Below are 25,684 nucleotides of genomic sequence, written 5' to 3'. Positions count from 1 at the left end.
GATGACGGCGGAACGGTTCAACGCCCTGGTATCGGCCTACGGCGCCGACGCGCGGCGCTGGCCTGAAAGCGAACGGACGGCGGCGCAGGCCTATATGGCGGCTGAGCCCGAGGCGGCGCGCGCGGTCCTGGCCGAGGCGGACGCCGTCGACGCCCTGCTGCACGCCGCGCCGACACCGCAGGTCTCGCCGGCCCTGCGCGACCGGGTCATCGCTTCGGCCGCCGAACTGGGGCTGAAGGCGCGTCGCAACGGTCGCCTGTGGCTCGACCGGCTGGCGCTGGTTCTCGGCGCCGGCTGGGCCGCCGCGGCCTGCGCGGGCGTGGCCGCCGGCGTCATCATGACCGGCCACCTGACCGCCGACGCCCAGGCCGACGCGGTGCTCTATCAGGCCTCGCTGCAGGGCGTGGATGACACGGAGGTGCTCGGTTGAGCCCCAAGGCCCTCAAGATCGCGCTCGCCGCCTCGGTGGCGTTGAACCTGTTCGCGGTCGCGGCCGGCGCGACCCTCTGGGTGGGCCGGGCCAAGGTCGAGGACCGCATCGACGCCGCGCAGCGTGCGCCGCACGAGCGCTCGCCGATGCAGGTGGTGGTCAGCCGTCTCGATCCGCAGGTCCGACAGCGGGTTCGCCAGACGCTGAAGGCCTCGGCCCTGGTCGCCAAGCCGGACTTTGAGGAGGCGCGTCTGAAGCGCCGCGCGGCCGTTGATCTGGCCGGTTCTCCGGACTTCGATCCCGCCCGCGCCACAGCCCTGCTGGAAGAGTCCCGCGCCGCCGAGATCCGCGGCCGCGCCCGGCTGGAGGCCGACGCCGTCCAGCTGCTCGGCACCCTCGATCCGGCGGATCGGCAGGCGCTCTCGGAGATCCTGACCCGCCGCGGCCGCGTGGTGGTTCGGGATCGTCCGGACGTCCCGTCCGCTGACGACAAGAAGGCGGTCGATTAAGCGGCCGCCCGCGCCGCCTGCGCCGGCGCGCCGGGGGGATGGATCGGCAGTTCGAAGCTGACGGTGGTGCCCTGACCCGGCTCGCTTTCCATCATCAGCTGGCCGCCGTGCAGCTCGATCAGCGACTTGGTCAGCGCCAGGCCCAGGCCGGTGCCCTGGGTGGTCTTGGAGTGCTGGCCCTCGACCTGTTCGAACGGGCGCGCCAGGCGCGCCAGGTCCTCGGGCGCGATGCCGATGCCGGTGTCGGTCACCGCCACCCGCACCCGGTCGTCGTCGAGCCGTGACAGGGTCACCACGATGTCGCCGCCCTCGGGCGTGAACTTCACGGCGTTCGAGATCAGGTTCAGCACCACCTGCTTCAGACCGCGATGGTCGGCCTCGATGTCGGGGATTTCGGCGGCGTCGACCAGAAGCTTCAGCCCCGCCTCCTGGATCTTGCCGCGCATCAGCCGGGCCGCGTCGTCCACGACCTCCTTCAGCGACACCTGTTCATAATGCAGGGTCAGCTTGCCGGCCTCGATCTTGGCCATGTCGAGGATGTCGTTGATCAGGCTGAGCAGATGCTGGCCCGACTTCAGGATGTCGCCCGCATAGCCCTTGTATTTGGCGTCGCCCAGCGGACCGAACAGTTCTCCGGCCATGATCTCCGAGAAGCCGTTGATGGCGTTCAGCGGCGTGCGCAGTTCGTGGCTCATATTGGCCAGGAACTCGGACTTGGCCTGGTTGGCGGCCTCGGCCCGGGTCATGGCGACTTCGTATTTTCGCGCCAGCAGGGACAGCTTCTCCTCGCGGTCCTCCAACTCGGCGATGGTGGCGTGCAGGCGTTCGACCGCGCGCTGGCGCTCGGCTTCCTTCTGCTTGATGGCGGTGATGTCGGCGGCCGAGACGACCGAGCCGCCGTCCGAGGTGAAGCGCTCGACCAGCTGCAGCCAGCGGCCGTCGACCAGTTCGACCTCGCGGGCGCCGGCCCGGCCGCCCGCGGCGGCCTGCTCGGACTTGATGGCCAGGGCGGCGATGCGGTTCAGGTCCTGCTTGTAGGCTCCCTTGCGGACCACGCCGTCCTCGAACCCGAAGGCGTCCTGGAAGGCCTGGTTGGACAGGATCAGCCGGCCCGACTTGTCGAACAGGACGAAGGCGTCCGAGACGCTCTCGATGCCGTCGCGCAGGCGGCTTTCGGCGGCTTGGGCCTGAGACTTGGCGCGGCGGGCCTCGGTGGTGTCCAGCGCCACGCCGAGAATGGAGGTGAAGCCGTCCTGCCCGCGCTCGCCGCGGGCCTGGCCCCGCGCGTCGATCCAGCGGGCCCGGCCCTGGTCGTCCGGAACGGGGAAGCTGACCTCGAAGGCGCCGTAGGCCTGGGCCTGCCGCAGGGCGTGCTGCACGGCCTCGCGGTAGCGCGGATGGATGCGCTCCATGATCACGGTGTCAGGCAGGGAGCCGCTGCGGTCCAGCCCCAGCAGGCTGGCCATATAGTCCGAGATCATCACCTCGCCGGCCTCGATGTCCCAGTCCCAGACGCCGCAGTGCGCCGCCTCGACCGCGCCGCGGAACCGGCGCTCGGACGCCGCCCATTCACGGCTGATGCCCATCTGTCGCCGCTGCATGATGACGACGAGGACGAGGGTGAACAGGCCGATGCCGATCGGCGGGCCCAGCACCCACAGATCGTGCAGCGAGAAGCCGGCGCCCGTGCTCTGGGGCGCGGCGACGCCGCGGGCGACCAGAAGCACATGGGCGGTGATCGCCAGCGCCAGCGTCAGGATCGAGATGCGCAGCCATGCGGGCGCCCCGCGCTCGCGATCGGAGGCGCGTCGTCCCTGCGGTGATATGCGGCGCTCCTCACCCCGCAAGGCGCTCTCCCGGACGATTCGACAACGAAGCCCGAATCTAGGCTGCGTCGCGGATTCGTGTCGAGCGGGGTTAACCCTCGCTCAACATTCTTGAACGGGGTGAGTCGCGGGAGTCGCACTCCGGCGCCGAAACGCCGGAACCGGCCTGTCCTCGCGCCTACGCCGCCTGAATCGTCGGGGCCGCCGCCAGCTCGCCCGTCGGAGCGGCCAGCACGTCCGTCACGGTCCTGAGCACGGTCCGGGCCTCGCGGGCCAGGGCGCGCATCTCGGGCGGCGCGTCGTCGGGCGCCTCGTCGACCGAGGCCAGAAGCTGCTCGGCCAGCGCCATCAGGCGCGGCGCGGCGGCGATCAGCCGGGCCTGGAATTCGATCTGTTCGGGGTCGCGGTCGTATTCGGCGCCCGGCACGCGCCAGCCGCCCCAGTCGGCCTTGTCGGTCACGACGACGGGATAGGTGCCGGGGAAGGGATGGTGCGGGGTGTCCTCCGCCGCCTGCCACTTGTTCCGGGCGCGCATCAGCCGCCAGTTCTGGCCGGAGACCTCGGCGGCCGGATCCTCGACCGGCAGCAGCAGTTCATGGCCCAGGAACTCGCGGCCCAGGCCCACGTCATAGGTGACACGGACCGGCTCCTCGAAGCCCTTGGCCCAGACGGGCTGGACCTTCTCGATCTGGGCCCACGCGCCGACGCACTCGACCCAGACCTTCTGGCCCTTCTGGAACTGCGCGCGCGCCATTGATCACTCCCGTCCTGAGACAGGGCACAATGCGGCCTGCGGATGAACAGCCGGTTTGGCGAAAGGGTAAAGAGAATCCTGACGCCGCCGCCGGTCAGTTGCGGGAAATGCCTTCCAGGGCCTCGCCCGCGTACTTCTCCTTCACCCGGGTCGAGAGGTCGCCCAGAGACACCACGCCGACCAGGCGGTTGTCTTTATCCAGCACGGGCAGACGGCGAATCTGGCGGCTGCTCATGGCGTCCAGCACGGTCTTCAGATCATCGTCGACGCGCGCCGTGTAGGGATCGCGGGTGATGAACTCCACCACGGGGGCGGTGGCCGAGACGCCGCCGGCGAGGGCGCGCACGACGAGGTCGCGGTCGGTGATCGTCCCGATCAGGGTGTCGCCGTCGGCGACGGGCATGAAGCCGAAATCGCCGTCATGCATGCGGCGAGCCACCTCCTGCAGGCTGTCGCCGGGACGGGCCACCTGCACGTCCTTGCTCATCAGATCGCGTACCTTCATTGGGCTCTCTCCCTGGACTGGTTCGCCGACAGAACCCTTGCCCGGCGCGGCGGTTCCGCTTCCGCCCGCGCGATGGCCGGGCTACACGCCGCTTCAGACGAGGGAGAGCGGACGATGACGGCGGCGAATGAGGCGAAGGCCATCCTTCAACGACTGGGCGTCGATGCGGCGGTCTGGAACGGCCAGCTGCCGACGCGCTCGCCCATCGACGGCTCCACGGCCGGTTCGGTCGCTGAGACCGCGGACATCGACAGCGTGATCGCCCGCTCGGTCCAGGCCTTCCACGCCTGGAAACGCGTACCGGCCCCGCGCCGGGGCGAACTGGTCCGCCTGCTGGGCGAGGAGCTGCGGGCGTCGAAGGAGGACCTGGCCCGTCTGGTCACCCTGGAAGCCGGCAAGATCGTCTCCGAAGGCCTCGGCGAGGTGCAGGAGATGATCGACATCTGCGACTTCGCCGTCGGCCTGTCGCGCCAGCTCTACGGCCTGACGCTGGCCAGCGAACGGCCCGGCCACCACATGCGCGAGACCTGGCAGCCGCTGGGGCCGGTTCTCGTCATCTCGGCCTTCAACTTTCCGGTCGCGGTGTGGGCCTGGAACGCCTGTCTCGCCCTGGTCTGCGGCGACCCGGTGATCTGGAAGCCGTCGGAGAAGACGCCGCTGACAGCGCTGGCGACGCAGGCCGTCTTCGACCGGGCGCTGGCCCGTTTCGGGGACGCCCCGGAAGGGCTGTCACAGGTCGTCATCGGCGGGCGCGAAGCCGGCGAGGCGCTGGCCGCCGATCCGCGCATCCCGCTGGTCTCGGCCACGGGTTCGACCCGCATGGGCAAGGCTGTGGCGCAGACCGTGGCGGCCCGTCTCGGCCGGTCGCTGCTGGAACTGGGCGGCAACAACGCCATGATCGTTACCCCGTCCGCCGATTTGGAAATGGCCGTGCGCGCCATCGCCTTCTCCGCCGTCGGCACGGCCGGCCAGCGCTGCACCAGCCTGCGTCGCCTATTGGTGCACGAAAGCGTGGCGGACAGACTGATCGCCCGCCTGAAGGCCGCCTATGAAACCCTGCCGGTCGGGGATCCGCGTGAGACGGGGACGCTGGTCGGTCCGCTGATCGATGTCGACGCCGTGGTCGCCTTCGAGGCGGCGCTGGAACAGGCGGTCCAGCAGGGCGGCGAGATCGTCACCGGCGGGGGCCGCGTCGAGGCGGAGGGCGCCTATGTGAAGCCCGCCATCGTCCGCATGTCCGCTCAGACCGCGGTGGTCGAGCATGAGACCTTCGCCCCCATTCTCTACGTCCTGACCTGGTCCGACTTCGATCAGGCGGTCGAAATGCAGAACGCCGTGCCGCAAGGCCTGAGCTCCTGCATCTTCACCGACAGCGTCCGCGAGGCCGAGCAGTTCCTGTCGGCCTGGGGTTCGGACTGCGGCATCGCCAACGTCAACATCGGCCCCTCGGGCGCCGAGATCGGCGGGGCGTTCGGCGGCGAGAAGGACACCGGCGGCGGCCGCGAGTCCGGCTCCGACGCCTGGAAGGCCTATATGCGCCGCCAGACCCAGACGGTGAATTTCAGCCGCGAACTGCCGCTGGCGCAGGGGGTGAGGTTCGAGGTGTGAGGCAATAGGCAGGTAGGCAGTAGGCAATAGGGACGATTGCTCCCTCCGCCGACGGTCTGCATCCTACTGCCTACTGCCTACTGCCTACTGCCTGTCTCGCGTATCCACCCGCGCCACCACCGACAGGCCCGGCCGCAGGCGGTCCAGCCCTTCCTGGCCCGGATCCAGCGCGATGCGAACGGGCACCCGTTGGGCCACCTTGGTGAAGTTGCCGGTGGCGTTGTCTGGACGGATGACGCTGAACTCGGAGCCCGTGGCCGGGGCGATCTGCTCGACCTTGCCGGTCAGGGTGCGACCGCCCAGGGCGTCGACCGACAGCTCGACCGGCTGGCCCACGCGGATGTCGCGCAGCTGGTTCTCCTTGTAGTTGGCGGTCACCCAGATGCGGTCGGGGACCAGCGCCATCAGCTGGGTTCCAACGGCGACCTGCTGACCCTGCCGTACGCTGATCTCGCCCAGCCGTCCGTCGCGCGGGGCGACGATGCGGGTGTTCGACAGGTCGATCTCGGCCAGGTGCACCTGGGCCCGGGCGTTCTCGACGGCGGCTTCCAGCGAGCCGCGGCTGACGACAGCGGAGGTGACGTTGGTCTGGGCGATGCCCTCGGCGGCGCGGGCCTGGGCCAGCTGGGCCTGGGCGGCCCTGAGCGCCGCCTGGCTGACGTCGACCTGGGCCTGCGCCACCCAGCCGCCCTCGAACAGCCGCCGCGCCCGGGTCGCATCCGCCTGAGCCTTGGCCAGATTGGCTTCGGCGCCGGCGATGGTGGCGCGCTGCTGGGCCACCGACCCGCGCGCCGAATTCTGGGCCTGGGCCGAGTTGGCTAGGGCGGCCTCGGCCGAATGCAGGCTCGCCTTCGCCTGCTCTAGGCGCTGGCGGTAGATGCGGTCGTCGATGGTGGCCAGCAGCTGACCCTGTTTCACGGTCTGGAAATCCTGCACCTCGACCGAGGTGACATAGCCGGTCACCTGCGGCGCGATCACCGTCACCTGCCCGCGGACATAGGCGTTGTCCGTGTGCTGAACGCCGGAGACGAAGGGCGGCAGCTGCCAGGCCCACAGCACCAGCAGGACGCCGATCACGGCCGCCGCGATCAGCACGACGGTGAACAGCACGGTCTTCTTCGGCGCAGGCGCGGGCGCCGGAGCGGGGGGCTGCGTCGGCTCCGGGGCGGCTCCGGTCGTGGGAGCCGGGGTGGATGCGGGTGCGGTCGTGTCGGTCATGGCTTCAAGAGGGTTTCGTCGGTCATTGCGTGGCGGCGACGGGTTCGCCGGCCTTGCGCGCGGCCCGGCGGGCCAGGATGCGGGGTCGCAGGTGATGGAAGGTCGTCCACGCACAGCCGACCGCCGCGAACACCGCGATCAGCAGGAAGACGTCGTTGTAGGCCAGCACGTGAGCCTGCTGGGTGATCTGCTGCTGCAGCATCGCCTGTCCCTGCGTCGTGCGCAGGGCGGGATCGCCGAGCACCCGCGCATAGGCTCCGCCCAGCTGCTGCAGCCGCAGGACCACGTTCGGGTCGCCGAGGTTGATCGCCTCGGACAGCTGGTTGGAGTGGAATTTCTCCCGGATCGTCTCGATGGTGCCGACCAGGGCCGACCCCATCAGGCCGCCGATGTTCTGGCCGACCGTGAACACCACGATGAAGCTGACCAGGTTCTGGGCGCCCTTCTGGAGCACCTGCAGGAAGCCGATCAGCATCGCCGGCCCGATGAAGAACGAGGCCGCGAAGGCCATCAGGGCCTGGCTGAAATATAGCTGCGCCGGACGCGTCAGGATCGTCGAACGGGCGTCCAGGAAGGCGCCGACCGCGATTAGGGCCAGGGCGATGGCGATCAGGGCCATCAACCGGTCCGGCTTCAGCGTCAGGATGCTGACCACCGTCCCCGCCGCCGTGGCGACCAGAACCACCCAGAACAGGCTGTAGAGCTGCTCCGGCCCCAGGCCCATCTGGGTCATCAGGCCCACGGCCCCGGAGGTCTGCTCCGACAGGACGATGCGGGTCCCGATGATCACCAGCCCCAGCCGGAGGATGTCCGGCCCGGCCATCCATTTCAGGTTTATAAGAGGGGTCTCGCGATTGTACTCGATGGCGATCGCCGCGGTCAGCAGGACGATGGAGCCGACCAGGGCCCAGCCGATCCAGGCGGCCTCGGTCCACCAGACGATCCGGCCCAGGCCCAGCACGGCGCAGAGCAGGGCGATCCCCGGCGCGAACAGGGCGAAGGTGACGAAATCGAGGGGCTGGAACACCTTGGTCCGCTCGGACGGGGGCAGGCGCACGGCCAGGACGGTGGCGAGGGCGACCAGCGCCAGTCCCAGTTCGAAGACGTAGACGCCCCGCCACTCCGACAGGTCGATCAGCGAGGTCGAGAACAGCCGGGCGGCCGGTATGGCCAGGCCCGAGATCCCGATGCCGGTCAGCAGGCCGCCGATCCGCAGCTTGGGCGGAAAGGCCTGGATCAGATACAGAATGCCCAGGGTCGACAGGGCCGCCGCCGCCATGCCGGCGAACCCGCGGGCGATCAGCAGCGACTGGTAGTCTTCGAAAAGCAGGGTCCCCAGGCCGATCAGGACGTAGGCGACCAGGAAAATCTGGGCGAACAGCCGCAGCCCGTACTGCATCCGGAACTTGATCAGCAGCAGGTTCATGCAGGCGTTGGTCATGACGAACACGACCGGCAGCCAGGCCGCCTCGACCAACGACACGCCCAGGGCGCCCGCCAGTTGCGGCGTGTTGGCGGTGACGATGGCGTTGCCGATGCTGCCCGTGGCCGTGATCAGCACACCGGTGCCGGCATAGGCCAGCCGCCACGGGGCCGTGTGGTCCGGCGTCGCGGGCGAGCCGGGCAGCATCGGCCGCTCGTGCGGCTTCAGGGTCTCGAGATACTCGGCCCAGGGCAGGTGGAAGTTCCGACGGCTCATGCCTCCTCCCCGAGGCGCGCCTTCACAGCGTCCAGCACAAGCTCCAGCGTTCGGCGAGCGATGCCGTTCCGTTCACGCACCGTCGCATTGTGCAATCCGCCGCCCAGCATGGCCGCGAGGACGCGGATATCCTTCAGGGTCAGGTCGGGCCGGACCACGCCCGCGGCCTGCGAAACCTTCAGCGGCGCGGCGGCCGCTTCGATCATCGCGGCGCGCAGCGGGGTCAGGAGTTCGGGCGACGGCGGCGACCGCACGACCCCGCCCAGGGCCGCGTTGCGGACCATCCGGTCAGACAGGGCGGCGAGGAAGTCCAGGAAGGCGTCCGGCGCGTCGCGGTCCGCGAACCGCTCGCCCAGTTCGGCCATGTCGTCCAGCAGCACCGCCAGCGCGATCTCGGTCCGGCCGGGGAAGTTCCGGTACAGGGTCGCGCGGCCGACGCCCGCCCGTTCGGCGATGCGGTCCAGCGGCGCGTCGATGCCCTCTTCCGCGAAGACGGCGCGGGCGGCGTCCAGCAGCGCCTTGCGGCGTTCGGCGGCGTCTTTCCTCAGCGGGCGATCCATGATGGCGCGTAAGTGGACAGTCGTGTCCACTTAATCAAGAGGCGCCGCCCCGGACTTTTCAAAGCGCGCCGGCCAGGGCCTCCGCCAGATCGCCCTTGCCGACGACGTGGACGCCCCCCAGCCCCAGCCAGCCGGCCATCCGCTTCAGCTCGTCCGCCAGCCGCGCGGCGGTGTCGGGCGTGGCGTCCGGTTCACGCCAGGCGGCCTGCACCAGCAGTTGACCGGCCTTGCGGTCCGCCTTCAGATCGACGCGCGCCGTGATGGCCTCGTTCTCCAGGAAGGGCAGGACGTAGTAGCCGTGCTCGCGCTTGTGGGCGGGGGTGTAGATCTCCAGCCGCACCCGCACGCCGAACAGCCGCTCGGTCCGGTCGCGCGCCCAGATCAGGTTGTCGAACGGCGACAGCAGGGCGACGCCCTCGACCTTCCTCGGGGTTCGGGCGCCCGGCGCCAGATAGGCGGCGTGACGCCAGCCCTTCACCGTCACCGGCGTCAGCTCCCCCGCCTCGACCAGTTCCGCGATCCGCGCCTTCGTCTCGGCCACGGGCATGCGGAACCAGTCGCGCAGGTCGGCCTCGGTCGCGACGCCGAGCGCCTGCGCGGCGATGCGGACCATCTCGCGCTGGGCGTCCGGTTCGTCGGGGGTCGGCAGGTCGAGGATGCGGTCGGGCAGGGCGCGCTCGGTCAGGTCATAGACCCGCTCGAAGCCGCGCCGGGTCTTGGTCGTGATCAGCCCGGCCCAGAACAGCCACTCGAGAGCGCGCTTGCCGTCCGACCACGACCACCAGCCGGGCTGGCCGCGCGGCCCTTGCGCGAAGTCGCCGCCGGTCACCGGGCCGCGCCGTTCGATCTCGGCCAGCACGCCGTCGATGTAGTCCCGCTTTTCGCGTCCGAACCGCGCCAGGCCGGTCCACATCGCCCCGTCGCGCGCCCGCGCCATACGCCAGCGGAACAGGGGTTGAAGCTCCATCGGCATCAGCGAGGCTTCGTGGCCCCAGTATTCGAACAGGCTGCGCCGCGCGCCCCAGGCCTCGGCCTCCAGTGCTTCTCGCGGATAGTCGCCCAGCCGCGAGAAGGCGGGCAGGTAGTGGGTGCGCGCCACCACATTGACGCTGTCGATCTGCACCACGCCCAGCTTGCGGACGAGGTCGCGGACATGGCTCCGGCCGGGCGCCGCGGGGCGGGTTCGGCCGAAACCCTGGGCGGCCAGGGCGATGCGGCGGGCGGTCTTCAGGCTGATGGTTTCGGTCACCGGGTCAGCCTAGCCGAAGTCTGCCGCCACGCCATGGCAGGATGGCGGAAACCGGCTACGGAACCGGTCGGGCGGGCAGGCCCTGCGCGGCCCGGACCAGTTGCACGAACTCGGCCCGGTCGCCGTACGGGTCCTCGCCGCGCGCGCCCTGCGCCTGCTCCAGGATCTGATCCCAGCCGTAGTCGGCGGGCATCCAAGGATCGCCGCGCAGGCGTTGACCGAAGGCCGCGACCGCCAGCGCCCAGCGCGTGCTTTCCGGCGGCTGGGTCGAGCGGGCCGGCTGGCCGCTGTTGGACACCACGCGCTGGATCAGGCGCGAGTCCGCCTCGCCCGGCAGCTTGTAGCGGACCTGGACGAAGCCGATCTCCCCATTCGGATCGCCGCCGCCGACGCCGATGCGGTTCTGGTCGTAGCGCCGCTCGGGGATCTGGCTCGGTCCCCCGACGGGCGTGATTTCGTACAGGGCGGTCACCGAGGCGCCGGAGCCGACCTCGCCCGCATCGACGCGGTCGTTGTTGAAGTCTTCCTCGTTCAACATCCGGGTCTCATAGCCGATCAGCCGGTATTCGCTGACCCGCGCCGGATTGAACTCGACCTGGATCTTCACATCGTCGGCGATGGGGAAGGCGCCGCGGTCGAACATCGGCCCGAACAGGCGGCGTGCCTCGTTCAGGTCGTCGACATAGGCCGCCGTCCCGTTGCCGGCCTGGGCGATCGTCTGCATGCGGGCGTCCTGGTAGTTGCCGCGCCCGAAGCCGTAGACGGACAGGTAGATCCCGGTCGCGCGCTTGGCGGCGACGTAGTCCTCCAGCCGCTGGTTCTCGGTCACGCCGACGTTGAAGTCGCCGTCGGTGAACATCAGGATGCGGTTGACCTTGTCGGCCCCGAACGCGGCCTCGGCCTGCTGATAGGCGTTGACCATGCCCTGGGCTCCGGCGGTCGAACCGCCGGCGTTCAGGGCCGCCACGGCGCAGCGCAGCTTCAGCTTCTGGTCGCCCGGCGTCGGGCCGACGGCGGTGCCGACGTCGGAGGCGTAATAGGTTACCGCCACCCGGTCCTGGGGCCGCAGCCGGTCGATGATCAGGTTCATGGACCGCTGCGCCAGCGCCAGCTTGTCCGGCGAGTGCATCGAACCCGAGACGTCGACCATGAAGGTCAGGTTCAGGGGCCGCCGCTGGGCCGCGGGCAGTTCATAGCCCTGCAGGCCGACATGGACGATCTGGCGGCCCGGCGACCACGGCGCGGCCGCGACGACGGTGGTGATCGCGAACGGCTGACTGGCCGAGGTCGGACGGTCGTACCCGTAGTCGAAATAGTTGATCAGCTCCTCGACCCGCACGGCGTCGGCGGGTGGCGCGCGACCCTCGTCGATGAAGCGCCGGACGTTGGAATAGCTGGCCGTGTCCACGTCGATCGAGAAGGTGGACACCGGTTCGTCGGCGACGCGGCGCACGGGATTGGGCGTGGCGTCAGGATAGCGCTCTGTATCCGGCGTCGGCCGGGGGGCGACCGAGGGGTGCATCACCGGAGGAGCGACGGCGTACTGGGTGGTGGCGGCCCGCGCCTCAAGGCGCGGAATCGGTGAGGGCGCGACCGGCGGGGGCGGGGGAGGTGGCGGAGGCGGCATAGGCATTGAGGATTGCGGTCCAGTGCGCCTCATCCGCGTACCCGTGACGACGACATCCCCCTGAGCGACCTCCCGCTGCAGGGTGATCCCGACCTCACGGCAGGCCGCGACCGAGACTTCGCCGTCTCGCGCCAGCCGCCTTTGCGGCGCGCCCGCGGGAGGCGGCGGCGCGGCGCCCATGATCATGAGGGCGCTCATCGCCACGACGGTGGCGGACTTCAGCGGGCTGTGGGTCATCACGCATCTCCCTTTGGCTCTGACGGGCATCAGGGAGTTCAGCCTCGGGCCAAACTGTGGCGGGCGGACCTGACGAAGTCTGACGGCGCGGGGTGGCGATTCACGCCGTCGCGCCCCACTATGGAGCCTCGACTGACGAGGGGATGACAATGGCCGATGCGACCGGCGGACTCGAGCTGGGCCATGTGGCGGCGCTGCTGGCGGCGGGCGTCGTCGCCGTGCCGCTGTTCCGCAGGCTGCAACTGGGCTCGGTGCTCGGCTACCTGGCCGCCGGCCTGGCGATCGGCCCGTTCGGCGTCGGCCTGTTCACCGAGCCCGAGGTCATCCTTCACGTCGCCGAGTTCGGGGTGGTCATCTTCCTGTTCATCATCGGACTGGAGATGCGGCCCAGCCGGTTGTGGAGCCTGCGCAAGGACATCTTCGGCCTCGGCGCGGCCCAGGTGCTGGGCGCCGGCCTGCTGCTGACCTTCACCGGCATGGCCGCGGGCCTGTCGGTTCCGGTGGCCTTCGTCGCGGCCATGGGCTTCGTGCTCAGCTCCACCGCCGTGATCATGCAGATGCTGGATGAGCGTGGGGAGATGTCCGCGCCCTCGGGCCAGCGCGCCGTCTCCATCCTGCTGCTGGAAGACCTCGCCATCGTGCCGTTGCTGGCCGTGGTCGCCGTCATGGCCTCGGTCATGGGACTGGCGGGCGAGGCGGCGCCGCCCCTGTGGCGCACGGTCGGCCTGGCCATCGGCGCGGTGGCCATCGTCTTCCTGGCCGGCAAATTCCTGATCAATCCGATTTTCCGCCTCCTGGCCCGCTATGGCGGCCGCGAAGTGATGACCGCCGCGGCCCTGCTGGTCGTGGTGGGCGCCGCCTGGCTGATGGACCTGGGCGGCCTGTCGATGGCCATGGGCGCCTTCCTCGCCGGTGTGCTGATGTCGGAGTCCAGCTTCCGGCACCAGCTGGAGGCGGACGTGGAGCCTTTCCGCGCCATCCTGCTGGGCCTGTTCTTCCTCAGCGTCGGCATGTCGCTGGACCTCGGCGTGGTGCTGGCCGACTGGCAGGTCGTGGTCGGGGGCGTCATCGCCTTCATGGCCGTGAAGGCCGTGGCCATCTACGGCGTCGCCCGCATCTTCAAGGCCAGCGAGCGCGAGGCCGTGGAACGCGCCGTCCTGTTCGCCCAGGGCGGGGAGTTCGCCTTCGTCCTGTACGCCGCCGCCCTGACCACCGGGGTCTTCGACGCACGCATCTCGGGCATCGCCACCGCCGTCGTCATCCTGTCGATGGTGCTGACGCCGCTGACCACCCTGCTGGTCGGCCGTCTGATGCCCGCCTCGACCCTGAACCCCGAGGATGCGGACGGCGTCGACAAGGCCAAGAACCTGCGCGAGCGGGTGCTGATCATCGGTTTCGGCCGCTTCGCCCAGGTGGTTTCCCAGCCTCTGCTGGCCCGCGACGTGGACGTCTCCATCATCGATCTGGACGTGGAGATGATCCAGGCCGCCGGCAATTTCGGCTTCAAGGTCTATTACGGCGACGGGACCCGGCTGGACGTGCTGCGCGCCTCGGGCGCCGCCAACGCCGAGACCATCCTGGTCTGCGTCGACAAACAGGCGGACGCGGACAAGATCGTCGAACTGGTCAAGGCCGAGTTCCCGCTGACCAAGCTGTTCGTCCGCGCCTACGACCGCGGCCACGCCATCCGTCTGGTCCAGGCCGGGGTCGAGTATCAGCTGCGCGAAACCTTCGAGAGCGCCCTGGTGTTCGGCTATCAGGTGCTGATCGACCTGGGCTTCACCCACGAACAGGCCGGAGAGACCATCGAGGACGTTCGCCGCCGCGACGAGGAACGCCTGTCCATCCAGATGGTCGAGGGCATTCAGGGCGGGCGGTCGCTGATGCGGGGCAACATCCGCACCACCAAGCCGGAGCCCTACATCAAGCCCCGTCGCGAGGGGCAGGCGCTCAACGAGGAAGCCGCCGAGGCCCTCGAGGAAGAGGAAGAAGAGCGCGAGAAGGCCGGCGTTTGATCCATCACGGCGCCGGCGCGTTCAGCCTCGGGGTCGCAGCCATCTTCAGGAGCCCAGAATGTCGAAGCTGTCCGCCGTCGCCGTTTCGCTTGCCGTCTTCTCCCTGGTCGCCGCCTGTTCGCCGCCGGCCGAAGCTCCGGCCGCGCCCGCCGAACCCGCCGCGGCTGCGCCCGTGCCGTTGCCGACTGTCGACGCCGCGGCGCTGCAGGCCATCCTGTCGCCCGATGAAACCCTGTCGGTGGTGGAGCTTCCGCGCGAGGGTTCGACCACGGTCACGGGCGAGGTGAAGGGCTACAAGTCCACCGTCTGGGCCGTCCCAGTGGCGGGGGGGCAGACCCTGACGGCGACCTTCGCGCCCTCGAACACCAACCTCTACATCAACGTCATCGACGCGGCGGACACCAGCGGCGCCGCCGTCCATGCCGGAGAGACCGCCGGCGAGACGGCGACGGTCACCGCGGAGAAGGGGGCGATCTACATCATCCGGCCCTTCCAGCCTCGCGCCATGGCGCGTCGTGACGAGACCGGCGGCTACAGCCTGACCATCGCCCGGCGCTGAGCCGGGCTAGAAGAATTTGGGGATCGGCCCGAGCTGCGGCGTCTGGTCGGGCAGGTCGACGAACTCCTCGTCCGCGTAACACCAGCCCCAGCCCTCGGGCGGGTCATAGCCCTCGATGATCGGATGGTGGGTCGCCTGGTGGTGCGCGGTCGCGTGGCGGCTGGGCGAGTCCTCGCAGCAGCCGACATGGCCGCAGCTTCGGCACAGGCGCAGATGCACCCACCAGCCGCCGGTCTTCAGGCATTCCTCGCAGCCCTTCGATCCCGGGGTGACCCGGTTCACGGTGGCCAGATGTCCGCAGCCCGCCATGGTCTGTTCTCCTGTCGCGGAACCGAGGTTCGCCCTGTCGAGGACCCCGTGCAAGCGCTCCGGTCGCCTTCCGGGTCCGGATGACGTAAAAGCCGCCGCCTTCGTCTTCCAAACGGCCGTCTCGCTTGTCCGACCCGCTCGCCCTCTCCCGCCGCCTCTCCGTCGCTCCGATGATGGACTGGACCGACCGGCACTGCCGCGCCTTCCACCGCGCCCTGTCGGCGCGCGCGCTGCTCTATACCGAGATGGTCACGGCGCCCGCGGTGGTGCACGGCGACCGGGACAAGCTGCTGGGTTTCGACGCGGTCGAGCATCCGGTGGCCCTGCAGCTGGGCGGCTCCGACCCCGCGCAACTGGCCGAGGCCGCCCGCATCGGCGAGCAGTACGGCTATGACGAGATCAATCTGAACGTCGGCTGTCCGTCAGACCGGGTCCAGTCGGGCAAGTTCGGCGCCTGCCTGATGCGCGAGCCGGAACTGGTCGCCGACTGCATGGCGGCCATCAAGGAGGCGGTCTCGGTTCCCGCCACCGTCAAATGCCGCATCGGGGTGGATGACCAAGACCCTGAGGTCAGCCTGTTCGCCACCGTGGACGCCAGCGCAGCGGTCGGGATCGACACCTTCATCGTCCACGCCCGCAAGGCCTGGCTGAAAGGCCTCTCGCCCAAGGAAAACCGGGACGTTCCGCCGCTGGACTACGCCCTGGTCCGCCGCCTGAAGCGTGAGCGGCCTCACCTGTCGATCAGCATCAACGGCGGCATAGCGTCACTCGACGAGGCCGAAGCGCATCTTGACGACGCTGACGGGGTGCGGCTGGACGGGGTCATGCTGGGCCGCGCCGCCTATCACGAGCCCGCGCTGCTGGGGCAGGCCGACCGGCGCCTGTTCGGGTCGGCGGGGGCCGACGTGGACGCCTTCGAGGCGCTGGAGCGCTACCGTCCCTATCTGCGGGCGCGGCTGGAGGAGGGCGTGCACCTGGCCCACATGACCCGCCACATGCTGGGCGTCATGCACGGTCGGCCGGGCGCGCGCGCCTTCCGCCGCATTCTGACCGTCGAGGGGGTGAAGTCCGGCGCCGGCCTTGAGGTCGTCGATCGCGCCGCCGACGCCGTACGCGAGGCGGAGGCGCGTCTCGAGGCACACGAAGACGCGGCCTGACCGCGTTCACCTGAGGCGTGAAAGCCACAGCCCCGCTTTTGTGAAATCCGTCCGCGTGAGGACGGGAACTCCGACGAGTCAGCCCGCATTGGCTTGGCAGGAGACACCGCCATGCCCAAGCGCTCGCCGCCTTCTCAACCCGATCTGCGTCTCGTCCAGGCCGAGGCTGAAATCTACGACCTGATGCGGACGCCGGAGACCACGGCGGACCGGGTCCGTCGGCTTCAGATGGAAGCCCGTGCGCTGGCCGTCGAGCAGGTCGAGGCGCTGGAGGCGGTCCTGATGCAGGCGGCGGCTCTGGCCCGCGAGATCGCCGAGGGCGGTGACGCCTATCCGGTGGGTGCGCGTGAGCTGGCCGGGCGGCTGGCTTCTGACCTTCCCTCCAAGTCCGAGACGCTCAAGGCGATCGTCAGCCGGGCGCTCTGACTCGTCCCGCGTCGCGGCCGCGCAGACGGTTGGCCAGCCGAAAGACGATGACCGCCAGCACGATCAGCGCCAGCGGGATGAGGATCGGCGCGAGGAAGGCGACGATCACGGTCAGGACCGCCAGGACGTCCTCGATCAGGGACACCACCGGATTGCCCAGCCCGGCCGTGGTCGCGGTCGATCCGACCCGCACCCCGGTCTGGGCGGCGTTGAAGGCCAGCGCCGCGGGCGCTCCTACGATGACCCCGGCGATGGCCGCAGTCGTCGGATCCACGGCCCAGAACACGCTGCCCGCCGCCACCGCCCCGGCCACGGGTCGCGTCACATAGCCGATCGCGTTCAGCGCATGGTCGACCGCCGGGACCTTGTCGCCGGCGAATTCGGCCACGGCCGCCGTGCCCAGGGCCGCGATGGCGGGCCACGACACCAGCCAGTCCATCTGATCGATCAGCCGCACGCCGAACAGCTCGAACTTCGCCGCCAGCGCCAGCATCAGCAACGGCAGGAAGGTGCGCAGCCCCGTCGCCGAGGCCAGGCCGAGTCCCAGCAGGGCCGGCAGGATCCAGGTCTGCAGCGGCCCCGCCGCGGCGCCCAGGGTGTTCAGGTCCAGTTCCGGCATCTCGCCTCCCTCCAGCCGCTACGAGCTGGTCGAACACCATAATGCGCTGGAACGGTCGGCGCTCCCTCGGCTTTCCCTTCACCAGCTGAAGGAGAATCGACATGGATGACCGCTTCGAACCTCGCGCCGATACCATCGCCGATCAGGAGCGGAAGATTCAGGCTGTGATCGACGCCAAGGGCTCCTCGGGCGATAGCGAGAAGAGGGGCGCGGTCCAGGCCGGCGCGCGGAAATACCCTGAACCGCCGTTCCCGAGACAGCACCAGCGCAAGCCTGGCGAGGAGTTCAGGCTCGATCCCGCGCCGATGTACGAGGCGCCCTTCTGGAAGGGCTCGGGCAAGCTGGAGGGTTTGGCGGCGATCATCACGGGCGGCGATTCCGGCATCGGCCGCGCCGTCGCTGTCCTGTTCGCCCGCGAAGGCTGCGACATCGCCCTCTGTCATCTGGACGAGGAAAGAGACGCCGAGGATACGAAGAAGGCCGTCGAGGCCGAGGGCCGCAAGGCCATCGTGCTCAAGGGCGACGTCTCGGATCCCGCCTTTGCGACGGCGGCGGTGAAATCGGCGCTCGACGCCTTCGGGCGGCTGGATGTCGTCGTCCCCAACGCCGCCTTCCAGGAGCATGTGGAAACGCTGGAGGACCTGACGTTCGAACATTTCGACCGGACGCTGAAGACCAATCTCTACGGCTATTTCAACCTGGTGAAGGCGGCGGTCCCGCACTTGCGGCCCGGCTCGGCCATCGTGATGACCGGCTCGGTCACGGGCATCATGGGGAACGAGGACTTGCTGGACTATTCGATGACCAAGGGCGGCATCCATGCCTTCGCCCGGTCCTTGGGCACGCATCTGGCCCCTCGGGCGATCCGTGTGAACGTGGTCGCGCCGGGGCCGGTCTGGACGCCGCTGAACCCGGCCGACAAAGACGCCGAGGCGACTTCGAAATTCGGCTCAGGGACCGTCATGAAGCGTCCCGCCCAGCCCGAGGAAATCGCGCCCGCCTTCGTCTTCCTCGCCTCGCGCCAGTGTTCCAGCTACATCACCGGTGAAGTTCTGCCGATCATCGGCGGCTACGGAGGCGGCTGACGCCTAGCGGCCCTTGCCGGGGGCGGCGGAGGCGGCGCCCTTGTCCGGCCAGGCCTTTTCCGTCACCAGCTCGCAGGTGCCGATGAAGCGGTCCAGCTGCGCGCGGAGGTTGGTCAGGTTGACCCCGCCCGTCAGCTCGACCGCCCGTTCGACGACGTAGTCTTCGCCATCGGCCATGTCCGCCACGAAATTGTGGATCAGTTCGGATTCCAGCCGCCGGGCGCGAGCGGCGTCGTCGATCTCGAACAGGGCGTTGAAGGTCATCTCCTTGCAGCGCAGGGCCGGGCCCCGACCGTTGCAGTCCTTGCCGCCGATCAGGACCTTCAGCCAGCCGTCGAAGGTGGCGTAGACCTCCAGCGTTCCGTCATCGGGGCGCAGCACCTCGTCGACCACGCCGTTCTCGGCGGCGACCAGGGTGCGGGCTTCGGCCTCGCTCCAGTCGCTCCAGACCTGGGCGGAGGCCATGCCGGGCGCGGCCATGACGCAGACGGCCGCCACGGCGGCCAGATGGCGAACGATCATGTGAAAACTTCCCCCTGAGCGGGGCAGTCCAGCACAGGCTCAGGCGCAAGGCCAGTCGGGCGCGGCTCAGGCCAGGACGTCGTCGTACTCAGGGTGGCGACGGTGCCACAGGACCGCATAGCTGCAACGCGGTTGGAGTTTCAGCCCCTCGGCGCGGGCGTGGCCGGCCAACGCCTGCATGAATCGCCCGGCCGCGCCCCCGCCCCGCAGGGCGGGATCAGCCTCGACATGCAGGATCACCCTGACGTCGTCCTGCGTCGCATAGTCGGCGAAGACCGTGCGCATCTCGCCCTCGGAATCGGCGAAGCCCTGTTCAAAGCGCTGTTCGGCGCGAACGTCACGAAAGGTGGTCATGCGGAACTCCTGACTCTTGTCGGCGAACCGACATGCCCCCAATCCGCGCGCCGTCCCGGCGTTCCTGGAAAACCGCGAATCGCCGACGTCCGTGGTTCCGTCGCCTCAGGGCGCGCGGTCGTTGAGCAGGTTCAGCAGGCCGAGGATGCTCTTCACCGTGAACCAGACGGTGATCAGCAGCCACAGGATGCCGAAGAGGATCAGGAAGGGAATGCCCACCAAGATCATCGACAGCACCGCGCTGACCGCCAACCCGATCCAGCAGCCGATCGTCCACCAGAAGACCGACCAGAACAGCTTGATCTGCGCATCCAGATGGTCGCGCGAGAGGCCGGTGGCGGTGTCGCGCGAGGCGTAGGCGACCACCAGGCCGACCAGCACCAGGATGTTCGCGCTCGGAATGGACAGGATGTAGAGGGCCCAGGTGATCAGCGCCGGAACCCTGCCGCCGTCGCCGCTTCCGCTGTCAAAGCGCGGCGTGTCAGAATCCTGAGGGGGCACATGCGACATCGGGTTGTCTCTCTTTCAGATCCACCAGCTTCGTGGGCTGGAAATGGCGCGGCCTGATTTCAGGTTCCAGACGCCGGTGGCGCCGCGCAGCACGACCCACAGCGCCGCCAGGAACAGGATGGGCACGCCCAGGGCGAAGGGCGCCGCCAGCAGGATCACCCCCGCCACGACCGCCACCGCCGCGGCCCACAGGGTCCGCTGCTGATAGATGAAGTGCGACCGCGCCAGGGCGTCGTCCGGACCGGGCCGTCCGGTCACGGCGAACAGGGCGATCACCGCCGAAGCGCCCAGCGTCGGCACGGCCAGCAGGATCAGGGCGTAGACGGCGTACAGGCCCATGCCGCCGGGCGGGTCCTTGACCGGCGCGGCGCGCGAACGCGAATGGCCGGTGAAGTCGGGCGAGGCCTCGAAGATCGAATCGGCGGAGGCCGGGCGCCGGTCGGGCGTCGCCGGCTCCGGGGGCTTCGCACGGACGGGCGGAGGATCGAACAGATCGGGTTCGGGTTCCGGCTGCGGAGCCGCCTGGGGTTCCGGTTCCGGCTCCGGTTCGGGCGTGGGCTCGGGCTCCGGCGTCACGTCGCGCGGACGGCCCTCGAGCGCCGCCGCCGAGGCGAAGCCGACATGATCATCATGATCATCAGGGTGTTGGGGATCGCCGGGTTCGGCCATCGGGGGTCCTTCGAGTCCGTCCTCAGGTATGACGGTCCGGCTCGCGGGGCGCAACCGCCAGAGTCCGGAGACTAGCGGCTCATCACCAGTTCGCAGCCCGGAACCTCGTCGCCGCCCAGGGCGCCCGGCTTCTCGACCCGCACGGTGCAGCGCCGCACGCGCGCATCCCCAAGCATGGCCACGGCCAGCCGTTCGGCGAAGGTCTCGACCAGGCCCACGTGGCCCTCGGCGACGATGGCGCGCGCGGCCTCGGCCACGGTCTCGTAGTTGATGGTGTCGCTCAGCCGCTCGATCGGCGCGGGCGTCAGATCCAGCGTCACATCGATGACCAGCCGCTGCAGCCGGCCCTGTTCATGGTCGTAGACGCCGATGCCGGCGGCGACCTCCAGCCCTTTGACGAAGACGGTCAGCCCCTCGCGGACCGGCGCGCCAGGGGCGGGGAAGGGCAGGGGAGACGGTGCGGCCACGGGCTACTCCACAATGTCCGGGGTTCGCCAGGCCAGGTGCTGGCCCCCGTCGACAGCGATCATCTGGCCTGTCACGAGGTCGGCTTCAACCAGCCAACGCACCGCGGCGGCCACGGCCTCGGGGCTGCCCGCCCGTTCCAGCGGCACGGCGGCGGCCTCGGCGGCGAAATCTTCGGGGCTTTGATGGATGGAGGGCAGGGTCGGACCGGGGCCCACGCCGTTGACGCGGATACGCGGCGCCAGCGCCTGCGCCATCGTCCGCGTCGCCCACCACAGGCCGTTGCGCGACAGGGCGTAGGAGAAGAAGCGGGGATCGGGTTTCAGCACCCGCTGGTCCAGCAGGTTGACGATGCAGCCGCCGTCCGGCGCCTGGGCCGCGAAGGCCTCGGCCAGCACCACGGGCGCCCGCAAATTGGTCTCGATATGCGCGTCCCAGGTCTCGCGCCCCAGCGCTCCGACCCGGTCGTCCTCGAAGATGGAGGCGTTGTTGACCAGCACGGCCAGCGGACCGATGGCCTCGGCGGCGGCGGGAACGATCCCGCGCACTTCGGCCTCGACCGACAGGTCTCCGCGGACGACGGCGGCCCGGCGACCCAGGGCGCGCACCTCTTCGGCCACGGCTTCCGCCGCCTCCTTCGACCCGCGATAGTGGATCACGATGTCGAAGCCGGCGCGCGCCAGCTCCAGACAGATCGCCTTTCCGATCCGCTTGCCGCCGCCGGTGACCAGCGCGGCGCCGCGATCGGCGGCGGACTTAGTCAACCCGGCCGAACTCGACGAAGTTGATCAGGGCGAGGACGGCGATGAAACCGAAGATGATGTAGAGGGCCAGCATGGGAAGCTCCTTGATGCGACCGGCAATAAAGCGGCGTGCCTCGCTGTTCAAGGATGCATCAGGGCGTATCGTCGCCGCATGACGACGTGGCGCGCCCGCATCGAGCCCTTCACCCGGCCCCTGTTCTTCGCCTTCGCCCGCGCCAGCCGGGGCATGACCCTGGGCGTGCGGGGCGTCGCGGTGGACGGCGAGGGGCGGGTGCTGCTGGTCAAGCACACCTATGTCCGCGGCTGGTGGCTGCCCGGCGGCGGGGTCGAGCGCGGCCAGACCGCCGAGGACGCCCTGATCCGCGAGATGCGCGAGGAGGCCGGGCTGATCGTCGAAGGGCGGCCGATGCTGGTCAGCGCCCATTCCAACGAACGCTATTTCCGCGGCGATCATGTGCTGGTCTACCGCATCGACCGCTTCACCCTGACCGACCGCTCCAGCCACGGCGAGATCGCCGACATCGGCTGGTTCGACCCCGCCGCCCTGCCTGAGGACACCCATCGCGCCACCCGGACCCGACTGGCGGAGGTGTTCGGCGCGAACGAGGCCACGCCGCACTGGTGACGACGGAAAGAGGTCAAGCTTGGCGTTGAAAACCCTCGGGGGCTTAGGGAGACACATCTATGCGTGAACTGGATCGCCGCGCGGCCCTGATCGCGGGTATGGCCGCCACCTTCGCCGCCGGGGCCGCCGCTGCGCAGGATCGTCCTCGACTGCTCGGTCGCCGCCGAGGGCGGGGGGACGGCGCCTCCGACGCACCACACGTCTCGATCTCTACCGGGCCCGATCCGCAGCAGGCCTATGACCTCTACAGCGGCGGTCCGGATACCGGGCCTGTTCTGGCCTTCATCCATGGAGGCGGCTGGTCGAGGGGCGACCGGAGCATGGTGCACGGCCTGCCGGAGTACGCCCGCCGTCACGGTCTGACGTTCGCCTCCATCGGCTACCGGCTGGTCCCGCAGGTGACGCCGCGCGAGCAGGCGCAGGACGTGGCCGCCGCCGTCGCGGGACTGAAACGCACCCATCCGGGGCGCCCGTTGTTCCTGATCGGCCATTCCGCCGGGGCTCATCTGGCCGCGCTGGTCGGGGCCGATCCGGCCTACCTGGCCGGGCAGGGGCTGCAGCCGTCGGACCTGGCGGGCGTCATCCTTCTGGACGGCGCGGGCTATGACGCCACCGGCGATCGGGGCGGGCGGCTGCTGGGCGATCTGTACGGCGCCGCCTTCGGCGATCAGGCCGCGGAGCTGTCGCCGATCCTGCTGATCCGGTCCGGCGTGACCTATCCGCCCTATCTGATCTTCCACATCGCGAGCCGCGCCGATTCGAAGCGTCAGAGCGAGGCTCTGGCCGCCGCCTTGATCCGCGCGGGCGGCCGGGCCGAGGTGGTCGCCGCTCCGGGTGACAGCCACCGCGACATCAATGTCGACTTCGGCAAGGCGGGCGATGCGGAAGGCGAGCGCGCCGCGCGCTTCATGCTCGACCGCTGACGACCGGTGCGCGTCGCATCGGGAGGTGGTAGCCAGACAACATGAACCCGATGCTGCTTTCCATGATCGCCGTCGTCCTTGCGGGGGGCGCCACCGCGCTTCAGGCCCCGACCAACGCGAAGATGATGACCGCCGTCGGGTCGCCCGTGAACGCCGCCTTCGTGTCGTTCGCGGTGGGAACGGCGGCGCTGGGCGTCATGGCGGTGATCCTGCAGACCAAGCCGGACATGGCCGCCGCGCGCGGCCTGCCCTGGTACGCCTGGATCGGGGGGCTGTACGGCGCGATCTTCGTGGTCGCGGCGGCCTGGGGCGTGCCGCGTCTCGGCGTCGCCCTGACCATCACCCTGATGGTCGCCGGCCAACTGCTGATCGGCCTGATCCTGGATCAGATCGGCGCCTTCGGCGCGCCCCAGCACCCGATCAGCCTGGGCCGACTGGCCGGGGTGGCCCTGGTCATCGGCGGCGTCCTGATGGTCCGGCGCTTCTAGACCGGCTGCTGACGCTTCGCGGCGGCGCTGGGACGCCTATATTGCTTCCGATGACCGAGGAGACGCCCACGACTGATTCGCCGCTCCCGGAGTCGCCCCTGAGCGCCGCCGACCTGATCCGCGACGAAGCCCGTCGCGCGCCGGACAAGCCCGGCGTCTACCGGATGTACGGCGAGGACGGCGCCTGCCTGTACGTCGGCAAGGCGCGGTCGCTGAAGAAGCGCATCCTCCAGTACGCGCAGGGCCGGTTCCACACCCAGCGCATCGGCCTGATGGTCTCTCTCACCCGCTCGATGGAGCTGGTGGTCACGGCGTCCGAGACCGAGGCCCTGCTGCTGGAATCCAACTTCATCAAGAAGCTGAAGCCGCGGTTCAACGTCGTCCTGCGCGACGACAAGTCGTTCGCCGAGCTGATGATCCGCCGCGACCACCGCGCCCCCCAGGTCCGCAAGCATCGCGGCGCCCACACCATCAAGGGCGACTATTTCGGCCCCTTCGCTTCGACCTGGGCGGTGAACCGGACCCTGACCACCCTGCAAAAGGCCTTCCTGCTCCGGTCGTGCTCAGACAGCGTCTACGAGACCCGCACCCGGCCGTGCATGCTGCACCAGATCAAGCGCTGTTCGGCCCCCTGTACGGGCCTGATCAGCCTGGAGGATTACGGCGAGCTGGTCAGCGAGGCCGAACAGTTCCTGCGCGGCAAGTCGCGCGCGGTCATCGGCCGCCTGTCCAAGGAGATGCAGGCCGCGTCCGACGACATGGACTTCGAACAGGCCGCCCGCGTCCGCGATCGTATCCGCGCCCTCTCGGCCATCTCGATGGAGAACTCCGTCAGCGCCGAGGGTGTGGCCGAGGCCGACGTCTTCGCCCTGCATTCCGACGGCGGGCAGGCCTGCGTGCAGGTCTTCTTCTATCGCGGCGGCCAGAACTGGGGCGGGCGCGCCTACTTCCCGCGCGTGGACAAGACCGACACCGATCCCGAAATCCTCGCCGCCTTCCTGGGCCAGTTCTACGAGGACAAGCCGGTCCCGCGTCAGATCCTGTCCAACGTCGTCCCGTTCGAGAAGGAACTGCTGGAAGAGGCCTTCTCGATGAAGGCCCGTATCGTCGACGGCCGCCGCGTCGTCAGCATCGAGAAGCCCGCCCGGGGCGACCGCAGGGCGCTGGTCGATCACGCCCTGACCAACGCCCGCGAGGCGCTGGGCCGCAAGATGGCGGAGAGCTCGGCCCAGTCGAAGATCCTGGACGAGGTTTGTGAGGCCTTCGGGCTGGATTCGCGCCCCGAACGGATCGAGATCTACGACAACGCCCACATCTCCGGGACCAACGCCGTGGGCGGCATGGTCGTCGCCGGACCCGAGGGCTTCCGCAAGAACCAGTACCGCAAGTTCAACATCCGGGGCGAAGACCTCACCCCCGGCGACGACTACGGCATGATGCGCGAGGTCATGCGGCGACGCTTCACCCGCCTGGTCAAGGACGAGGATGAGGGCGAGGAGGTCGAACGCCCCGACCTGCTGCTGATCGACGGCGGGGCCGGCCAACTGGCCGAGGTGCAGGCGGTTCTGGCCGATCTGGGGCTGGAAGACATCCTCGCCGTCGGCGTGGCCAAGGGGCCGGACCGCGACGCGGGCAAGGAGCATTTCTTCATGCCGGGCAAGGCGCCCTTCATGATGCCGCTGAAGTCGCCGGCGCTCTATTACATTCAGCGCCTGCGCGACGAGGCGCACCGTTTCGCCAACGGCGCCCACGCCAAGCGGCGCTCCATGGACATCAAGAAGAACCCGCTCGACGAGATCGAGGGCATCGGCCCCGGCCGCAAGAAGGCGCTTCTGCACGCCTTCGGTTCGGCCAAGGGCGTCGGTCGGGCGTCGGTCGCCGACCTGATCCAGGTCGAGGGCGTCAGCCAGGCGCTGGCCGAACGCATCCACGGTTTCTTCCATCCCGAGGCGAACCGCTAGATCGAGGCGCG

29 protein-coding genes are annotated in these 25,684 nt (G+C 69.7%); 12 read left to right on the top strand and 17 right to left on the bottom strand.

What is annotated here, in order from left to right; translation table 11 throughout:
- Position 1: 1 nt before the first annotated feature.
- Together AC3WRV_RS15355 and AC3WRV_RS15350 are read left to right on the top strand one after the other, a co-directional pair.
- Positions 2 to 430, top strand: a complete 429-nt coding sequence (locus AC3WRV_RS15355; protein WP_492313921.1) for a hypothetical protein — start codon at positions 2 to 4, stop codon at positions 428 to 430.
- The gene (locus tag AC3WRV_RS15350) at positions 427 to 939 is read left to right on the top strand and encodes a periplasmic heavy metal sensor (RefSeq protein WP_291837678.1); all 513 of its coding nucleotides are present in this window, start codon (positions 427 to 429) and stop codon (positions 937 to 939) included. Before AC3WRV_RS15355 ends, AC3WRV_RS15350 begins: the two co-directional genes overlap by 4 nt.
- On the opposite strand, the gene AC3WRV_RS15345 is transcribed toward AC3WRV_RS15350, so the two are convergent.
- From AC3WRV_RS15345 to AC3WRV_RS15335, 3 genes are all read right to left on the bottom strand, one after another.
- Complete coding sequence (locus AC3WRV_RS15345; protein ID WP_291837681.1) at positions 936 to 2,786, bottom strand: PAS domain-containing sensor histidine kinase; 1,851 nt, start codon at positions 2,784 to 2,786, stop codon at positions 936 to 938. The two genes, AC3WRV_RS15350 and AC3WRV_RS15345, sit on opposite strands and share 4 nt — an antisense overlap.
- Positions 2,787 to 2,943: 157 nt before the next feature.
- On the bottom strand, positions 2,944 to 3,519 hold the full coding sequence (locus tag AC3WRV_RS15340) for a hypothetical protein (protein WP_291837684.1): 576 nt from the start codon (positions 3,517 to 3,519) through the stop codon (positions 2,944 to 2,946).
- 94 nt (positions 3,520 to 3,613) lie between these two features.
- Positions 3,614 to 4,024 (bottom strand): CBS domain-containing protein, encoded by a 411-nt coding sequence (locus AC3WRV_RS15335; RefSeq protein ID WP_291837687.1) that lies wholly within the window; start codon positions 4,022 to 4,024, stop codon positions 3,614 to 3,616.
- Positions 4,025 to 4,138: 114 nt separating this feature from the next.
- Here AC3WRV_RS15335 and amaB point away from each other — a divergent pair, with 114 nt between their 5' ends.
- On the top strand, positions 4,139 to 5,632 hold the full coding sequence (gene amaB / locus AC3WRV_RS15330) for an L-piperidine-6-carboxylate dehydrogenase (protein WP_492313920.1): 1,494 nt from the start codon (positions 4,139 to 4,141) through the stop codon (positions 5,630 to 5,632).
- 84 nt (positions 5,633 to 5,716) lie between these two features.
- On the opposite strand, the gene AC3WRV_RS15325 is transcribed toward amaB, so the two are convergent.
- The 5 genes from AC3WRV_RS15325 to AC3WRV_RS15305 are packed head-to-tail and all read right to left on the bottom strand — an operon-like array spanning position 5,717 to position 12,222.
- Entirely contained in the window at positions 5,717 to 6,850 is a 1,134-nt protein-coding gene (locus AC3WRV_RS15325) for an HlyD family secretion protein (RefSeq protein ID WP_492313919.1), read from the bottom strand.
- Positions 6,851 to 6,872: 22 nt separating this feature from the next.
- On the bottom strand, positions 6,873 to 8,549 hold the full coding sequence (locus tag AC3WRV_RS15320; protein WP_492313918.1) for an MFS transporter: 1,677 nt from the start codon (positions 8,547 to 8,549) through the stop codon (positions 6,873 to 6,875).
- Positions 8,546 to 9,109, bottom strand: coding sequence for a TetR/AcrR family transcriptional regulator (locus AC3WRV_RS15315; RefSeq protein ID WP_492313917.1), 564 nt, complete (start codon positions 9,107 to 9,109; stop codon positions 8,546 to 8,548). Before AC3WRV_RS15315 ends, AC3WRV_RS15320 begins: the two co-directional genes overlap by 4 nt.
- Positions 9,110 to 9,167: 58 nt before the next feature.
- Positions 9,168 to 10,358: a winged helix-turn-helix domain-containing protein gene (locus AC3WRV_RS15310; RefSeq protein ID WP_492313916.1), complete on the bottom strand. Its 1,191-nt coding sequence runs from the start codon at positions 10,356 to 10,358 to the stop codon at positions 9,168 to 9,170.
- Positions 10,359 to 10,413: 55 nt separating this feature from the next.
- Positions 10,414 to 12,222, bottom strand: a complete 1,809-nt coding sequence (locus tag AC3WRV_RS15305) for a vWA domain-containing protein (protein ID WP_492313915.1) — start codon at positions 12,220 to 12,222, stop codon at positions 10,414 to 10,416.
- 149 nt (positions 12,223 to 12,371) lie between these two features.
- On the opposite strand from AC3WRV_RS15305, the gene AC3WRV_RS15300 reads away from it, so the two are divergent.
- Both AC3WRV_RS15300 and AC3WRV_RS15295 read left to right on the top strand, forming a co-directional pair.
- Positions 12,372 to 14,237: a monovalent cation:proton antiporter-2 (CPA2) family protein gene (locus AC3WRV_RS15300; RefSeq protein ID WP_492313914.1), complete on the top strand. Its 1,866-nt coding sequence runs from the start codon at positions 12,372 to 12,374 to the stop codon at positions 14,235 to 14,237.
- 58 nt (positions 14,238 to 14,295) lie between these two features.
- Complete coding sequence (locus AC3WRV_RS15295; protein WP_492313913.1) at positions 14,296 to 14,796, top strand: hypothetical protein; 501 nt, start codon at positions 14,296 to 14,298, stop codon at positions 14,794 to 14,796.
- Between the two features lie 6 nt (positions 14,797 to 14,802).
- Here the strand turns inward: AC3WRV_RS15295 and AC3WRV_RS15290 are convergent, their stop codons facing one another.
- A complete protein-coding gene (locus AC3WRV_RS15290; RefSeq protein ID WP_492313912.1) occupies positions 14,803 to 15,105 on the bottom strand; it encodes a UBP-type zinc finger domain-containing protein in 303 nt (100 codons plus the stop codon).
- Positions 15,106 to 15,230: 125 nt separating this feature from the next.
- On the opposite strand from AC3WRV_RS15290, the gene dusA reads away from it, so the two are divergent.
- Positions 15,231 to 16,262 (top strand): tRNA dihydrouridine(20/20a) synthase DusA, encoded by a 1,032-nt coding sequence (dusA, locus tag AC3WRV_RS15285; protein WP_492313911.1) that lies wholly within the window; start codon positions 15,231 to 15,233, stop codon positions 16,260 to 16,262.
- Positions 16,263 to 16,373: 111 nt separating this feature from the next.
- Positions 16,374 to 16,688: a hypothetical protein gene (locus AC3WRV_RS15280; RefSeq protein ID WP_291840550.1), complete on the top strand. Its 315-nt coding sequence runs from the start codon at positions 16,374 to 16,376 to the stop codon at positions 16,686 to 16,688.
- On the opposite strand, the gene AC3WRV_RS15275 is transcribed toward AC3WRV_RS15280, so the two are convergent.
- A complete protein-coding gene (locus AC3WRV_RS15275) occupies positions 16,672 to 17,307 on the bottom strand; it encodes a DUF4126 domain-containing protein (RefSeq protein WP_291840547.1) in 636 nt (211 codons plus the stop codon). The two genes, AC3WRV_RS15280 and AC3WRV_RS15275, sit on opposite strands and share 17 nt — an antisense overlap.
- Before the next feature lie 101 nt (positions 17,308 to 17,408).
- Between AC3WRV_RS15275 and AC3WRV_RS15270 the strand changes: the two genes are divergently transcribed.
- Entirely contained in the window at positions 17,409 to 18,392 is a 984-nt protein-coding gene (locus AC3WRV_RS15270) for an SDR family oxidoreductase (RefSeq protein ID WP_291840544.1), read from the top strand.
- Positions 18,393 to 18,395: 3 nt separating this feature from the next.
- Here AC3WRV_RS15270 and AC3WRV_RS15265 read toward each other — a convergent pair whose 3' ends face one another.
- From AC3WRV_RS15265 to AC3WRV_RS15235, 7 genes are all read right to left on the bottom strand, one after another.
- Positions 18,396 to 18,914, bottom strand: coding sequence for a hypothetical protein (locus AC3WRV_RS15265; RefSeq protein WP_492313910.1), 519 nt, complete (start codon positions 18,912 to 18,914; stop codon positions 18,396 to 18,398).
- Positions 18,915 to 18,980: 66 nt separating this feature from the next.
- Positions 18,981 to 19,268, bottom strand: a complete 288-nt coding sequence (locus tag AC3WRV_RS15260; protein ID WP_492313909.1) for a GNAT family N-acetyltransferase — start codon at positions 19,266 to 19,268, stop codon at positions 18,981 to 18,983.
- A 105-nt stretch (positions 19,269 to 19,373) separates the two neighbouring features.
- Positions 19,374 to 19,778, bottom strand: coding sequence for a hypothetical protein (locus AC3WRV_RS15255; RefSeq protein ID WP_291835507.1), 405 nt, complete (start codon positions 19,776 to 19,778; stop codon positions 19,374 to 19,376).
- Positions 19,779 to 19,793: 15 nt separating this feature from the next.
- The gene (locus AC3WRV_RS15250; RefSeq protein ID WP_492313908.1) at positions 19,794 to 20,447 is read right to left on the bottom strand and encodes a hypothetical protein; all 654 of its coding nucleotides are present in this window, start codon (positions 20,445 to 20,447) and stop codon (positions 19,794 to 19,796) included.
- A 71-nt stretch (positions 20,448 to 20,518) separates the two neighbouring features.
- Positions 20,519 to 20,914 carry a dihydroneopterin aldolase gene (folB, locus tag AC3WRV_RS15245; protein ID WP_492313907.1) on the bottom strand — a complete coding sequence of 132 codons (396 nt, stop codon included), beginning with the start codon at positions 20,912 to 20,914 and terminating at the stop codon, positions 20,519 to 20,521.
- A gap of 3 nt (positions 20,915 to 20,917) precedes the next feature.
- The gene (locus AC3WRV_RS15240) at positions 20,918 to 21,676 is read right to left on the bottom strand and encodes an SDR family oxidoreductase (protein WP_492313906.1); all 759 of its coding nucleotides are present in this window, start codon (positions 21,674 to 21,676) and stop codon (positions 20,918 to 20,920) included.
- Positions 21,669 to 21,800, bottom strand: coding sequence for a hypothetical protein (locus tag AC3WRV_RS15235; protein WP_291835515.1), 132 nt, complete (start codon positions 21,798 to 21,800; stop codon positions 21,669 to 21,671). The genes AC3WRV_RS15240 and AC3WRV_RS15235 overlap by 8 nt, the downstream gene beginning before the upstream one ends.
- Before the next feature lie 27 nt (positions 21,801 to 21,827).
- On the opposite strand from AC3WRV_RS15235, the gene AC3WRV_RS15230 reads away from it, so the two are divergent.
- From AC3WRV_RS15230 to uvrC, 4 genes are read left to right on the top strand one after another with little or no spacing between them, the layout of a single operon-like run.
- Positions 21,828 to 22,301: an NUDIX domain-containing protein gene (locus AC3WRV_RS15230; protein ID WP_492313905.1), complete on the top strand. Its 474-nt coding sequence runs from the start codon at positions 21,828 to 21,830 to the stop codon at positions 22,299 to 22,301.
- A 59-nt stretch (positions 22,302 to 22,360) separates the two neighbouring features.
- Entirely contained in the window at positions 22,361 to 23,224 is an 864-nt protein-coding gene (locus AC3WRV_RS15225) for an alpha/beta hydrolase (protein ID WP_492313904.1), read from the top strand.
- Positions 23,225 to 23,265: 41 nt separating this feature from the next.
- Positions 23,266 to 23,712, top strand: a complete 447-nt coding sequence (locus tag AC3WRV_RS15220) for a DMT family transporter (protein WP_291835525.1) — start codon at positions 23,266 to 23,268, stop codon at positions 23,710 to 23,712.
- 50 nt (positions 23,713 to 23,762) lie between these two features.
- Entirely contained in the window at positions 23,763 to 25,673 is a 1,911-nt protein-coding gene (uvrC, locus tag AC3WRV_RS15215) for an excinuclease ABC subunit UvrC (RefSeq protein ID WP_492314092.1), read from the top strand.
- The last annotated feature ends 11 nt before the right edge of the window (positions 25,674 to 25,684 follow it).

The sequence above is a fragment of the Brevundimonas sp. EU05-FHT14B11 genome, from assembly GCF_058790835.1.
The sequence above is the reverse complement of the archived record's forward strand: the minus strand, read 5'-3'. Positions and strand labels throughout refer to the sequence as shown.